13 protein-coding genes are annotated in these 12995 nt (G+C 70.2%); 11 read left to right on the top strand and 2 right to left on the bottom strand.

Annotated features, from left to right (window positions below; all coding sequences use genetic code 11):
* The first annotated feature begins 236 nt into the window (after window positions 1-236).
* Window positions 237-1886, top strand: coding sequence for a replication-relaxation family protein (locus QSK18_RS33345; RefSeq protein ID WP_285627690.1), 1650 nt, complete (start codon window positions 237-239; stop codon window positions 1884-1886).
* Window positions 1887-1893: 7 nt separating this feature from the next.
* Here QSK18_RS33345 and QSK18_RS33340 read toward each other — a convergent pair whose 3' ends face one another.
* A complete protein-coding gene (locus QSK18_RS33340; protein ID WP_232814456.1) occupies window positions 1894-2388 on the bottom strand; it encodes a DUF6924 domain-containing protein in 495 nt (164 codons plus the stop codon).
* Between the two features lie 521 nt (window positions 2389-2909).
* Here QSK18_RS33340 and QSK18_RS33335 point away from each other — a divergent pair.
* Window positions 2910-3173 (top strand): hypothetical protein, encoded by a 264-nt coding sequence (locus QSK18_RS33335; RefSeq protein ID WP_232814490.1) that lies wholly within the window; start codon window positions 2910-2912, stop codon window positions 3171-3173.
* A 7-nt stretch (window positions 3174-3180) separates the two neighbouring features.
* On the opposite strand, the gene QSK18_RS33330 is transcribed toward QSK18_RS33335, so the two are convergent.
* Window positions 3181-3666, bottom strand: a complete 486-nt coding sequence (locus tag QSK18_RS33330; RefSeq protein WP_232814457.1) for a DUF6924 domain-containing protein — start codon at window positions 3664-3666, stop codon at window positions 3181-3183.
* 490 nt (window positions 3667-4156) lie between these two features.
* Here QSK18_RS33330 and QSK18_RS33325 point away from each other — a divergent pair, with 490 nt between their 5' ends.
* The 9 genes from QSK18_RS33325 (at window position 4157) to QSK18_RS33285 (ending at window position 12899) form a co-directional block, all read left to right on the top strand.
* Window positions 4157-4777 (top strand): hypothetical protein, encoded by a 621-nt coding sequence (locus QSK18_RS33325; protein ID WP_285627683.1) that lies wholly within the window; start codon window positions 4157-4159, stop codon window positions 4775-4777.
* Window positions 4778-4979: 202 nt separating this feature from the next.
* Window positions 4980-6131, top strand: coding sequence for an NlpC/P60 family protein (locus QSK18_RS33320; RefSeq protein ID WP_232814459.1), 1152 nt, complete (start codon window positions 4980-4982; stop codon window positions 6129-6131).
* 231 nt (window positions 6132-6362) lie between these two features.
* Window positions 6363-6713 carry a hypothetical protein gene (locus QSK18_RS33315; protein WP_232814460.1) on the top strand — a complete coding sequence of 117 codons (351 nt, stop codon included), beginning with the start codon at window positions 6363-6365 and terminating at the stop codon, window positions 6711-6713.
* A 953-nt stretch (window positions 6714-7666) separates the two neighbouring features.
* Window positions 7667-8371 carry a hypothetical protein gene (locus QSK18_RS33310; protein ID WP_285627678.1) on the top strand — a complete coding sequence of 235 codons (705 nt, stop codon included), beginning with the start codon at window positions 7667-7669 and terminating at the stop codon, window positions 8369-8371.
* A 124-nt stretch (window positions 8372-8495) separates the two neighbouring features.
* Window positions 8496-9203 carry a hypothetical protein gene (locus QSK18_RS33305; protein WP_232814462.1) on the top strand — a complete coding sequence of 236 codons (708 nt, stop codon included), beginning with the start codon at window positions 8496-8498 and terminating at the stop codon, window positions 9201-9203.
* Between the two features lie 71 nt (window positions 9204-9274).
* Window positions 9275-9769 (top strand): DUF3846 domain-containing protein, encoded by a 495-nt coding sequence (locus QSK18_RS33300; protein ID WP_232814463.1) that lies wholly within the window; start codon window positions 9275-9277, stop codon window positions 9767-9769.
* A 114-nt stretch (window positions 9770-9883) separates the two neighbouring features.
* The gene (locus QSK18_RS33295) at window positions 9884-10768 is read left to right on the top strand and encodes a GGDEF domain-containing protein (RefSeq protein WP_232814464.1); all 885 of its coding nucleotides are present in this window, start codon (window positions 9884-9886) and stop codon (window positions 10766-10768) included.
* 383 nt (window positions 10769-11151) lie between these two features.
* On the top strand, window positions 11152-12096 hold the full coding sequence (locus tag QSK18_RS33290) for a hypothetical protein (RefSeq protein ID WP_232814465.1): 945 nt from the start codon (window positions 11152-11154) through the stop codon (window positions 12094-12096).
* On the top strand, window positions 12084-12899 hold the full coding sequence (locus QSK18_RS33285; RefSeq protein WP_285627664.1) for a class II glutamine amidotransferase domain-containing protein: 816 nt from the start codon (window positions 12084-12086) through the stop codon (window positions 12897-12899). Before QSK18_RS33290 ends, QSK18_RS33285 begins: the two co-directional genes overlap by 13 nt.
* Window positions 12900-12995: the final 96 nt, after the last annotated feature.

Raw genomic sequence — 12995 nt, 5'->3', positions numbered from 1 at the left:
GGGGCGGCCGGTGCGTGCGTTGCCGATCCCATTGGTGGGAGGCCCTGGTGAAGGACGAACTGCCTGAGCCGCTGACCCCGGCACCAGACCGGGCCGCCAGCGCAGGCCCAACCCCGGCAACCCCGGCAACGGACGGAGCAGAGGCGGGACAGTCGGGCAGAACAGGCCCGCCGGCCCCCAGGGCGCCGCGCAAACGCGAGTCTGCGGCCCGCCGGGCACGGCCGGGCCGGGAGGCAGTGGGGCAGTGGCTGAAACAGGCCTGGCATCTCCAGGCCCGCGACGAGGTCATCCTGCTGCACCTGTACCGCCACGCCACCCTGACCACCGCCCAGATCGGTGACCTTGTCGCTGCCTCGCCCCACGCCACCCGCCGCCGGCTGGGCCTGCTGCAGCGCCAGGGATGGATCGACCGTTTCCAGGTCCGGCGGGCCGGTCTGCTGCTGCCCGTGCACTGGGTCCTAGCCGACTTCGGCAACCGCTGGGCGGCCTCCTACGAGCACGACAAACCCATGACGGCCCGGCAGTTGCAGGCCCGCAACGAAGCCGTGGCCGGAAGCTCGCAGCTGGCCCACACCGACGGCATCCACGACTTCTTCGTCGAGCTGATCCGGGCCGGGCGCATCCTCAGCGGCCCCGACGACGAGACCACCGATTCGCCGCCCGGAACCGGCAATCACCCGGCCCGTGGGCGGTTCGGCCGCGCGGTGCCCCCGCAGCAGGCGGAACCGGTTTCCTGGATGAAATCGGCGCAGGAGCCGGGGGAGGGGCAGCATCCGCCGGGCTGCTACCGGCTGGCCCGCTGGTGGTCACCGGCCCACACGGCCAACACCCTTGACCTGCAGGTGCGCCCCGACGGACACGGCGTCTGGGAGTACCACCGCACCGGCCCCGTACCCAGGGCGCCCAGCAGCCATGCCCCCGCCACGGATCCACCTATCACGAACTCGCCTGGCACGGTCCCGGCCGGCGCGGACTCGACGGGCACGGACTTGCCTGGCACGGTCCCGGCCGGCGCGGACTCGACGGGCACGGACTTGCCTGGCACGGTCCCGGCCGGCGCGGACTCGACGGGCACGGACTTGCCTGGCACGGACTTGCCTGGCACGGACTCGCCCGGCACGGGTCCGTCAGCTACGAAACCGTCTCTCACGAAACCGCTTAGCCTTGAGCCGCCCAGCACCGTGGCCGCCCAGCTCAGTCTCGGCTCCGCTTCGGAGCCCGCGCCAGCGGGCCAGTCCACTGCAGCCCCTGACGAGGAGTTGGCGCCGGATGCCGGGCCTGGTTCCGCCGGTGGGTCGGACGGCGACGATGACTCCCCGGATCCAGCCGGGCCGCCGGCCGCTGAACTGCCCGGCTCGCCGCGGCCGTACCGGGTGGGCTTCTACCTGGAGTACGACCGGGGGACCGAGACTCTCGAGCGCGTGGTGGGCAAGGTGGGCGTCTACCAGCGGCTTCGGGACGAGCGGGTCGGCCCGGACTGGCTGCTGCTGTTCGTGCTGCCCACGCCGGGGCGGGAGCTGAACGTGCACCGGGCTCTGAACGGGTTCCCGCTCTCCGGCAGCGGACACGTGCTGAACCTGTCCTTCACCTGGAGCGACCTACAGGTGTTCACCACCAACCAGCACCAGATAGCCGACCAGGAGCCGCTGGGACCGGCAGGAGCCGTCTGGTGGCGAGTGCCCCCACCCTGGCCCGGAAACACCCCGGGCACCGGCGAGCCCGCCGGGCCCGGCAGCGGGCCCCGGCTGACGCTGGCCCAGCTACCGGCCACCCGGGCCCTGCGCTGGTACCTCGACCCAGGACCGCCCCGCCCTACCGACGACCCCCTGCACCCCTTACGGGAACAGGCCCGCCGCACCGGCGGGCCACCGCGCCCTCAGAGATAGGGCCTGCTCAGGCCTCAGCCTCGATGAATTCGTCGAAGTCCATGTTGGCCAGAGCAAGATTGACGGCCATCGATTCGGCTTGGCTCGCTGAAACCCTGCCCACAAGTGGCGCTTCCCGCCCGTCCCAGGCCTCGTCATCCTCGAGTTCCTCGCCGTCAGGTTCGTCGTCGTCCTCCTCCGGATCGAGCAGTCGGTCGACGTCTACGGCCAGAAGCTGATGAGTCTCGGACGTCATCGCGATGGAGTCGGCCAGCAGCACGACGCTGGGCCTTTCCTCGCCGGAGGGGACGGACAGGGCCGCGATCACTTCCTCCCAGCTCGCCCCGGCCCAGGCCGGATCGTCGACCACCAGAGGGTTGGGCGGGTCGGCTTCGGGGATATCCATCGGCCGGGCCAGTTCTTGCCGGATCGCGGCCCAGGCGTCCGGATGGTCGTAATCGGTGCGCACCACGAGGGCGTCGAACTCGCTGTGGTCACGCACGTCAATGGCGGGGCGGTCCAACAGAATCTCCTTCAGCAGCGAACGCTCCCATTCGGGCCAATTCTTACATCGCCACATCTTGGACTACTGCGCGGCACAGCTGACCGGTGACCCGGTGCCCATCCGGGCCCAGCACCGCCCTCTCCTGCACGATGCAGCAGCGTTGCGCGAGAAAAACCTTTCGGTGCGCGGGATCTGCCCTCGAGATGCCCCTTGTGATCCCCCGTAGCGGATTGTTGGCGTCAACCGGGCCAACAGAAACCCACCAACGAGAACATCGTTGGTTCGGAGACGCCCACCGCGCCAACCAAACCTCCCGTCAGCAGCCAGGACCAAAAATCCTGGGCAGGACCGGCGCCCAAGCCGAGCTGGGCACTGCCGGGCTGGGCGACGTCCATTTGCTGCCCTTCGAAGGCTCTAGACATCCCACGGTTCTAACGTGTCAAGCAGCCTGGTCCTGAGCGGTCTGATTGGCCCAGGCGACCGTCTCCTCGTAGCTGGTGTGGTGGCTTAGGCAGCCGTGCAGGATGCCGACGCGGCGGTTGCCCAGTGCGCTTAACCTGTCCTTCACCTGGAGCGACCTGCAGGTGTTCACCACCTATGAGCACCAGATAGCCGACCAGGAGCCGCTGGGACCGGCAGGAGCCGTCTGGTGGCGAGTGCCCCCACCCTGGCCCGGAAACACCCCGGGCACCGGCGAGCCCGCCGGGCCCGGCAGCGGGCCCCGGCTGACGCTGGCCCAGCTACCGGCCACCCGCGCGCTGCGCTGGTACCTCGACCCAGGACCGCCCCGCCCTCAGAGGTAGTGGGTGCTCAGGCCTCGGCCTCGATCAGTTCAAAGAAGTCCATGTTGGCCAAGGCAATATTGACAGCCATGGATGCGGCCCGGGCCGCCGAAATCCTTCCGAAGTACGGAACTTCCTCCCAGTCCTCGTCCTCCTCGAGCTCGTCATCCTCAGGTTCCTCGTCCTCGTGCGGATCGAGCAGCCGGCGGATGTCCACGGCCAGAAGTTGATGCGTGTCGGACGTCATCGCGATGGAGTCGGCCAGCAGCACGACGCTGGGTCCTTCCTCGCCGGCAGGGATGGCCAGGGCCTCGATCACGGCCTGCAACCCCGCGCCAGCCCAGACCGGATCGTCGACCAGCAACGGGATGGGCATATGGCCTTCGGCAGCATCCGCCGGGACCAGCTCCTGCTGGATCGCGGCCCATGCCTGCGGACGGTCGTAGTCGGTGCGCACCACGACGAAGGCGTCGAACTCGCTGTGGTCAGTCACATCGATGGCGGGGCGGTCCACCAGGATCTCCTTCAGCAGAAAACATGACACATCGAGCCGGTACCTGCAGCGCCACATCATGGACTACTAGCCAGACCAACGGAAACGGCTCTTTCTCCCGCCCTGACAGGCCAAGCAGATGGACCATCCGACCGGTCCGGGCCGGCTGATGCTCCTTGCCTCCGAAAAGCCTCTGGCTTCCCGGTAGTTGGCATGGGATCCGCGCTTGCGGTAGCACTTTCACCCCGCCGAGGCAGATCGTCGGCGTCAACCAGACCAACAGACTTTCCAACAGGAGGGGTTCGTTGGTCTGTGGAATCCCACCGAGTCAACGAAACCTCCTGTCAGGAGCCTCAACCAAGCATCCTGGCCAGGTCCGGCAACGGGCCGAGCAGGCGCTGGCGGACTGACGGACGTCCATTCGCTGTCTTTCGCAGTTTCTGGCCCCACGCCGCCCGGCCCGTCGCGACAGCTGCCCACTGATCCCCTTACCGAACCGAGAGGAACCACCGTGCACCTGACCAGTCTGACGCTCGATGCCCCCGGGCAGATGCTCGCCACCTACCTGGTGGCCGACGAGCCCCAGGCGTTCGCCACCCTGCGCGAGCGCTTTCCCCAGACGTCGGCGTCGGTGTCCGACGACGACCTGGTGCACGTCCTGAGCGAACACGGGGTGCGGGCGCAGATCCTGCGCCAAGACGTCTCTGAGCTGATCGCTGCCCAGGCCGGCGCAGCAGCCGGCCGCAGCACCTACGGCGACCTGTTCCGCTACGACACCTACGTGTTCACTCCCGACGCCCGGCAGGGCCAGTTCATGCGCCCGGCCACCGCCCTGGAGGCGGCGTACTCGCGCAGTTGCGCCCGCCTGGATGGGGGCCTGGGCGTGTTCGGTGTCCACGCCGCTCCCACCGCAGACCGCGAACGCAGTCGCCCGGCCGGGCCGAACGCCTGGCGGCGCGCACGCGCTGCTTTCATCCACTACGGCACACCCGAGTGGGACCAGGCGCTGCTGACCTCCAGCGTCCGGTACTACCGCGTGGATGCCATTCCCGCCGACGCCGACCTGCCGCCGGTGGAGCTCCCGTGCACCGCTCCCGCGCCCGGTGACCCCGGTGACCCCGGCGACGACTGACTGACCTGACGGACTGGGCTCACGGCGCGGTTGCCTGCAGGCGATCCAGGGCAGGCAACCGCGCCGCAGCCCTGTCGACGCGCTCGCGCGGCGACCACCAGCCGGCGTCAGCACTCCTTCCGCCACCCGTCGTGAGGGCACCGCGGCGCCTGGGGCCATGTGACGCGGGGCGGACGGGTGTCTTTTCGATGGAAGGCCTCAGATGGACGATCGCCCGCTGGTGCCGGCTCTCGCGGCGGCGGCCGCGCTCATGGTGGTGTCGCTGTTCCTGATGGCAGCGCTCGCCCAGAGCGCCCTCAGTTCGCTGCTGTCCGGGCCGGCCAGGCTTCTCGGCTCCGTGTTCAGCGAATCCTCGACCGACACCGGCTGCCTCGACGTGGCCGGGATCTGGGACGGGGCCAAGGACCTGGACGAGCTGGCCGCCCTGGTCGAGGTGTTCGACGAGGAACAGCGGGCCAACGCCGTCACCGTCATCACCGCCGCCCGTCAGGTGGGCGCTCCACCTCGCGCCTGGGTGATCGCCGTGGCCACCGCGATCCAGGAATCGAGCCTGCGCAACGTCGGCCACGGCGACACGGCCGGCCCGGACTCGCGGGGGCTGTTCCAGCAGCGCGCCGCGTGGGCGCCCGAAGGGCTGCGGATGGACCCGGCCGCGGCCACCGCCCTGTTCCTCACCGGCGGGCAGGGCGGTCAGCCCGGTCTGCTGGACGTGCCCGGCTGGCGGGACTCGGCCCTCATCACCCCGGCGCAGGCCGGCCGCGCCGCCCAGGCCGTCCAGCGCTCGGCCCATCCCGGCGCCTACGCCCAGCACATGGAGACCGCGCTGGTGTTCGTCATGGGATACGTGGCCGACACCGACCTGTCGAAGGCTCCACACGACCGGCTCGTGACCGCCACCTTCGCCGGGGCCGCGGCCCGTCCGTGGACCAGCGGCTCCTGCCGGCAGCAGGCCACCAACAGCACCGACAGCACCGAGGTGCGCCGGGCGCTGGACTTCGCACGCGAGCAGCTCGGGCTTCCCTACCAGTGGGGCGGTAACGGCCCCGACCGCGGGGACCGCGGATTCGACTGCTCCGGCCTGACCGCAGCCGCCTACCGGGCCGCCGGGATCGCCCTGCCGCGCACCGCCCAGCTGCAGTACGAACACGGACCGCACGTACCCCTGGACAGCCTGCAGCCCGGTGACCTGGTCTTCTTCGGCTCCAGCACCGCCGACGTCGACCACGTCGGCCTGTACCTGGGGGAGAACCAGATGATCGACGCCCCGCACACCGGCGCGGTCGTCCGGATCGAGGACCACCGGTGGGACAACCTCCTCGGTGCCACCCGGCCCGCTGGTATGGGCGTCGGCTGAGCGTTGCGGCCGGGTGGCCGCCGGCCCCGTGACCCACAACGGGCATGAGGAGTTCCCGCCAGTTCGACGCCCGGGGTGGGGCGGGCCAGGTGGTGGCGCCGTCGCCGTGGGGCCGCCCGGCGACGTCACCCGCCCGGCCGATCCAACACGTGGGCGGGCACCGATAAAGTCGCGGCGGGTCGCAGCACCACCCGGCACGGCGCCGCCGGAGAGCATTCCCGGAGCAGCGCCATGCCCAGTGTCCCGCGCATCCTGCGCGCCAACGCCGACCCCGACCCCCAGTTCTGTGACCCTGCCCCGGTGACCGTGCGCCTGTGGTGGCGTCACCTGGGCGTGGCCCGAGACTTCCAGGCCTGGGCCCTCACCGAGGACGGCCGGCCCTCCACCCTCATCTACTGGGCCCCGCAGGACCTCGAGCCGCGCAAGGACTGGGTGCGCACCATCGACGTGCGCCTCGACGGCGAACCCTGGCGCGGCCCGGACCGGCCCCTGGGCTTCGACTCGCCCTACCGGGTCGATGGGGGCGTCGAGCCCCGGCCACCGCACCCCGACTTCGGGCTCACCCCCGAGACCGGCGCCTGAACCCGTCCCTGCATCAATAGACACGGGCAGACACGGGGCGGTCGTCAGCAGCGGCTGCACCGTTCACTGCGGCTACCACCGGCACGCTCACACCGGGCACCGTAGCGATGCCTGCCTACGTGGGGGGCCGATGGTGGGTTCTTGTTGCCCTGAGCAGGACCAACAGCACCAACGGGCGCCACCGGTGAGTTGTCCGCCCTGCGGGGGCGACCGATCCTGAAATCTCATTTAGCACAGCACCACCCACGCACGACCGGCTCCCCGGTTCACCCAGCGGACGTCCGGCCCGCCCACCCCCGCGGTCGGCACCGGAACATCCGCTCACGAACCGGCGCTCTGCGCCACCAGCTCCCTTCGCACGTCAACTCGCCCCACCTGCACGGCAGAACCGAGCGCACGTCGCACGCACCGGATGCCAGCATCTGCAGCCTCCGGGCCCAGCTCATCTGTTTGCCGACCCCAACGGCCCACCACATACGGCTGTTTCGCCGGCTGACCAACAGGCCAGTGCCCCAGGCCGCCCGCAGTCACGGGCTCCGGGCGATCGTCCACACGCCAGACGTGGCCACTGTTCACGACGCCCAAGGCGTTGCGAACCGGACGCCGCGATGCAGCACCCGTGCACGGATTGGCTACACGGCAGTGCTTCCGCTCGTGGCCTCAGCCAGGCACGGTGAACCTCTCACCGACGTCCGCACCGGCGCAGTTCAGTCGCCGCCACGGCATCCACACACGGGCGCCACTCTTGCCGGCACTTTCTGCTCGGCGCGCCTGACTGTTCTGGCCCACCCTGTCCGTCCTGCCTCTGCGGTCCCCCAAGCGGGGACACCGACGGCAGCCCGGCCCACCTCACGAGCCACCAGCCCGAGGACTGTCCTCGCAGCCCGTTGCTCGTGCCCCGCTCACGTCCCGGCACCGCCGGCGGTTGAAAACCATCCAACTGAAGGAGAACTATGAGCACAGCCATTCACATCCCGGCTGATCGCAGCCCCGCCAGCGCCTTGTCCTTCGACGGCGCAGCCCACCCGCGCCTGCCCGATCACGATGCCAGGAACGTCGTCAACCACTACCTGGGCAGCACGTTCGGTCTGGAGCGCCAGATGGCGGTGCTGCTGTACGACGACAGGGCCGCCGAGCGGGGCGAGCCGCGCAACCACACCGTCATGCAGCTGCTGCCGGACTCGTTCATCTCTGCCAGCGGCAAAAGGTCGATCCACGGCGGGGCCGTCATCGTCGGGTTCTGCGACGCACAGGGCCACTGGGCGTCAGCCCCGCTGGACCTGATCACCCAGCTGGTCCAGCACGAAAGGTTCTGGATCGAGGTACGGCCCTCGCCGCAGGATCCCTACGAACAGGTGGGACCCGTCTTCGGCGAGCGTGCGCTCGCCCTGGCCTACGCGGAGCACTGGCGCGCCCTCATCCGCAACCGCGGGATCCTGGGCGCCGAGGTCAGCGTGGCCGCCGAGGTCGGGGCGTGCCCGCCGCCACCGGCCAGGGACCAGCTGGTGGCCGATGTCGAGCGGGCCGTCGACGGCTGGCACGAACGATTCAGCGCCAGAAGCGCCCTTCAGGTGCCGGCCGAGTCCGTTCCTGGCCAGTGTCCGCCCAGTGGGCCCGGCCCGTGGCCGCGGCTGCTCAACCGGCCGGCCAGCCGGTGAGGTACTCGCCCACATCCAGGACACCGACGACGCCGGCAACACCGACAACACGGAAAACATCTCCGGCTCGGCGTCTTCGGCTGTTCCTGCCGCACCACCCCTGCCTCACGACACAAGGAGAAGCATGACCAAAGCCATCGTCATCCCGGCCGGTCGCCAGCCAGCGGCCGTCGTGGACTTCGAACCTGGCTCCCGCCGCGGCCTGGCCGCGTTCATTAACGACAGGGCCGCCGCTGCGACGGTCGGCCTCAGCGCGTTCGGCCTCGACCGCCAGATGGCGGTCCTGCTGTACGACGACGACGCGGCCAACCGTGGCGAGCTGCTCAACGGCACTGTCCTGGAGTTGCTGCCCGACTCCTTCATCGCTCCCAGCGGGCAGACCCTGATCTTCGGCAATGCCGTCATCGTCGGGTTCCGGGACGGGCGGGGTCTGTGGACGTCGGTGTCACCGGAGTTGGTCACGGAGCTGGTACGGGCCAACAGGTTCTGGGTCGAGGTTCGCCGCTGGCCGCAGGGCCCCGGCGAACAGGTCGGTCCGGTCTATGACAGCCGCAGCACGGCCATAGGCGCCCGGGACCGCTGGCGCAACGTGATCCTGGACCGCGGGATCGCAGGCGTCGAGGTCAGCGTGGCCGCTGAAGTCGGCCCCCGGCCCCTGCCCGCGGTGGACCTGACGCGTATCGACATGCACCAGAGCATCGACGGCTGGCCTGAGCGTCCTCCCACCCGGACAGACCAGCACGTGCCGACGACGCCCGCTGCGCTCCAGCCGGCGCCCCGCCGCGTGCGCATGGCGCAGTTGCTGAACCGGCGTCTGCGCCGGCGGACCTGACCGTCCCTCACCTGAGACGCCCCGACCGGGGCGTCTTTCCTCGTTCCAGCAACGCAACAGAAGGAGAGTCGATGATCACCGTGATCGTCATTCCCGCCCGCCTGCAGGAACCGCTGCGGGCGCTCACGCTCGAGGACGACCGGCTGGGCGTGTACCAGGAACTGGTGCAAGGGCCGATCGAGGCCCTGGACCTGCGGAACCCGCCCGCCAGCTTCTTCGTCAACGAGGAGGCCAAGCTGCGCGGTATGGAGCTCAACGAGCGGGCCACGACCCTGGCGTGGGCCCACAACGAGCTCATGCGCGGCCAGGACGTCATCGCCGGGCCCGCCGTCCTGCACGGGCCGGTCGGCCCCGACGGCGAGTCCACCTCCGCCCCGGCCGAACTGATCGACCTGCTGCTGAACGCCCGGCGGTTCCAGGTCGAGGTCGCCCCCACCCTGGAGGGCCCGTTCCGGCTGGTCGTGCCCGAACACGGCGACTGGTTCGACGCCTACCAGCACGGCCTTCGCCTCAGCGGCCTGTCCGGGCCGGCCCGGCACATGCGCGTCGTCGCGGCCCACGCCTGAAATCGGGCCCGCGATGTGCGGCCCCGGCACAGCCCTCCCGTCCCGTCCATACAACCCACCGAGGAAGGGGACAGCACCGCACCGGTCCGATACGCCTGTTCAGAAAGGACACTCATGAAAGCGAACCGCCCGCGCACTACTGCAGCCCAGCAGCTGCGCCCGTCCCATGCCGGCAGCGTCGCGCCCGTGCCGGGTACCGGTCGTCAGCGCGTGCACGCCCCGCGCCTGGGCACCCTGCTGTGGTTGTTGCTGGGCGCCGCAACGGCGTGGCAGGCACTCGTCGGCACCCGGCTGCGTCAGTCGCTGCGACAGGCTGAAGCAGCGTGCCAGAGCGACCCGCTGACCGGCCTGCCCAACCGCCGGGCCCTGCACCAGGAACTGTCGGACCCCAGGTCGGGCCGCCCGCTCATGGTGGGGCTGGTGGACCTGGACAAGTTCAAGGACGTCAACGACACCTACGGGCACGCCTGCGGCGACGCCCTTCTGGTGTCGGTGGCCCACCGCCTGGCCCAGGCCATGCACGGCTGCGGCATCGCCGCCCGCCTCGGCGGCGACGAGTTCGTCCTGGTCTGGCACCACGTCCCCGGCGTCACCGGCGCCATGAGCCCCGGCCAGGTCACGCACGAGCAGGCCGCCGCCGAGGCCCAGCGGATCCTGATGCTGCTCAGCGCCCAGCCGGTCACCATCGACGGTGCGCATCTGCGGCCTGAGGCCAGCATCGGCGTAGCCATCATCGAACCGGGCGACGAGCAGCACCGGCACCGGTTCCTGCACGCCGCCGACGTGGCCATGTACGCGGCCAAACAGCACGGGCGCGAGGGACACACGCCGGTCCACGTCGAGACCGTCAAGAGCGCACACGGTCCCGAACGGCGGCGCGGATCCCGCGGCGCGCAGGAACCCGAACCCCAGGAACCGGTGCGCCCGCAGATGGCGCCGGTGAGGAGAGCACGCCCCGGGCGGCGCTTCTCGGTACCCCGGCAGCGTAACCGCCGCTGACGCGTACGCCCGGCCGTCGCCGGCCCGCAGTCGGCCACGTAGCCTGACCGCCGTACCAGCGCCACGCCCCGTGCCGGCGCGCCGCGGCTGACCTGAAACCGGTCAGCCCCGGCTGATCTAGCACCCACCCAGCACCCCATCGAGCCCGTGCACATCCGTGCACGGGCTTTTCGCTGTGCCCGCAACCGCCACCACACCGCGGCCGGCGCCGGCCGGACCGGATGTCTCACACCCCCGGCAGGGAGTGCGCGCATTCGGCCCGGCCGGGTCCGGCCACGTCCGCCGCACCACGCACCTCGGTGCTGCCGGCGACCGGACCGGCTCAGCCCAGCAACCACCACCACGTGACCGCCGCACGGCGACGGCACGAGTCAGGAGAGGCAATGTCCCCTAACCAAAGCAAGACGACCGCGAGCGAGCAGGAGGCCCAGGAGCCGCCCGGGAGCTGGCAGTACGTGTACTCGCCACCGTGCGATTGCAGCTCCTGCATGGCCGCGTACAACCGCGCCGCAACCGGCCAGGACGGTTGCGACGACGACTGCGACGATTGCGACGACAGTGACTACGCCGAGGTACACGACGCCGAGAGCTACATCAAAGACCCATCCTTCAAGCCTGTTCCGATGATGCACGGTGAGGGCCCGCTCTACCTGGGCATGGAGCTGGAGCTCGAGGTCGGCGAGGGCGGCCGAGGTGATTGCGCCTACCTGGCCGACGGGTGGCTGGCCGACCTCGGCTACCTCAAGGAGGACGGGTCCCTCGACGACGGTTTCGAGATCGTCACCCAGCCGATGAGTTTCACCTGGGCGATGGAGAACTTCCCCTGGCGGATGCTTCGGGACCTTCGCGACTGTGGCTGCTGGACACCCGACAACACCGGGATCCACATCCACCTGTCGCGGGCCGGTTTCGCCGACGACCTGCATCGCTACCGGTGGCTGAAGTTCATCTACCGCAACCAGGCAGATGTCACCACGTTCGCCGGACGGGTCAGCGAGACCTACGCCCGCTTCACCCCGGACGAGCGGGCCCTGGTCAACGCCGAACTCAAGGGAAAGACGCCCTCCGACTACAGGTACCGGGCGGTGAACCTCTGCAACGAGGACACCTTCGAGCTCAGGGTGTTCGCCTCCAGCCTTGACGTTGCCACGGTCCAGGCATTCCTGGCCTTCGCGGACGCCTCGGTCCGTTACACCCAGGACCTCACCGTGGCCGACATCCGCCATCACGGCGGCTGGTCCTGGAATGCCTTCCGGACCTGGACGGCCCAGCGCCCGCAGTACACCGCCCTGGACGAGCGGATGCGGAGGCTGACATGTGCCTCCTGAGCTACCTACCGCCCCGGACCCAGCCGGATATGCAGGCCCTGTACAACGGGACCTTCTGGAACCGGGACGGTCACGGCTACGCCATCGTCGCCGGCGAGCGCATTCTCGTGCACCGGGGCATGGGCGCCGAGGCGGTGCTGGAAGGGTTCGAGAGGGACCGGGCCGAGCACCCGGACGGCCCGGCGCTGTTCCACTCCCGGCTGGCCACCGACGGCGACGTGCACCTCGCGAACTGCCATCCCTTCCCGGTGGGGCAGGACCCGCGCACGGTCATCGCACACAACGGGATGCTGCCCAACGACGTCGTCCCGGCCAGGGACGACATCCGCTCCGACACCAGGATCTGCGCCGAGAACTTCATTCCCCGGCGCCTGGGGTCCCTGCACACCGCCAGGAGCAGACGGCGGCTGAGCACCTGGATGGGCCGGCTCAACAAGATCGTGATCCTCACCGTCGACCCTCGGTATGCCGCCCGGGCCTACATCCTCAACGAGGAGGCAGGGATCTGGCATCGGGGGACCTGGTACTCCAACGACACCTTCGAGCCCTCCCCGCTGCTCGAGGTTGCCTGGCACGACCTGGACACGACGTCGGCACAGAACCGTCTCGGCAGCAACGGGTTCGGCGGCGGCGAGCACGACGGCCTCGACGGCCGGTACGCCATAGCCGGTGACCGGGTGCGCGAGTGCGGTGTGTGCCTGTCCGCCGTGCCCGCCGACGAACGGGGCTGTTCCGCCTGCGGGGACTGCCTTATCTGCAGCGGACACCACCGACCTGGTCCCTGCACCGCCCTCACCCCCTGAGCGCCAAACCGACCACAGGAGAGAGATGTCCTCGCCGTCATGCCCCTGCGGGCGCCCCGAGCACGACCCGTTCGACTGGTTCGGGACGAGCCAGGG

Source organism: Kineosporia sp. NBRC 101677 (assembly GCF_030269265.1).
In the GTDB taxonomy this organism is placed as follows: domain Bacteria; phylum Actinomycetota; class Actinomycetes; order Actinomycetales; family Kineosporiaceae; genus Kineosporia; species Kineosporia rhizophila.
The sequence above is the reverse complement of the archived record's forward strand: the minus strand, read 5'-3'. Positions and strand labels throughout refer to the sequence as shown.

Excerpts from the sequence above, each read along its gene's own strand:
- QSK18_RS33320 (WP_232814459.1), top strand. The coding sequence starts at position 4,980 with ATGGACGATCGCCCGCTGGTGCCGGCTCTCGCGGCGGCGGCCGCGCTC.
- QSK18_RS33315 (WP_232814460.1), top strand. The coding sequence starts at position 6,363 with ATGCCCAGTGTCCCGCGCATCCTGCGCGCCAACGCCGACCCCGACCCC.
- QSK18_RS33310 (WP_285627678.1), top strand. The coding sequence starts at position 7,667 with ATGAGCACAGCCATTCACATCCCGGCTGATCGCAGCCCCGCCAGCGCC.
- QSK18_RS33305 (WP_232814462.1), top strand. The coding sequence starts at position 8,496 with ATGACCAAAGCCATCGTCATCCCGGCCGGTCGCCAGCCAGCGGCCGTC.
- QSK18_RS33300 (WP_232814463.1), top strand. The coding sequence starts at position 9,275 with ATGATCACCGTGATCGTCATTCCCGCCCGCCTGCAGGAACCGCTGCGG.
- QSK18_RS33295 (WP_232814464.1), top strand. The coding sequence starts at position 9,884 with ATGAAAGCGAACCGCCCGCGCACTACTGCAGCCCAGCAGCTGCGCCCG.
- QSK18_RS33290 (WP_232814465.1), top strand. The coding sequence starts at position 11,152 with ATGTCCCCTAACCAAAGCAAGACGACCGCGAGCGAGCAGGAGGCCCAG.
- QSK18_RS33285 (WP_285627664.1), top strand. The coding sequence starts at position 12,084 with ATGTGCCTCCTGAGCTACCTACCGCCCCGGACCCAGCCGGATATGCAG.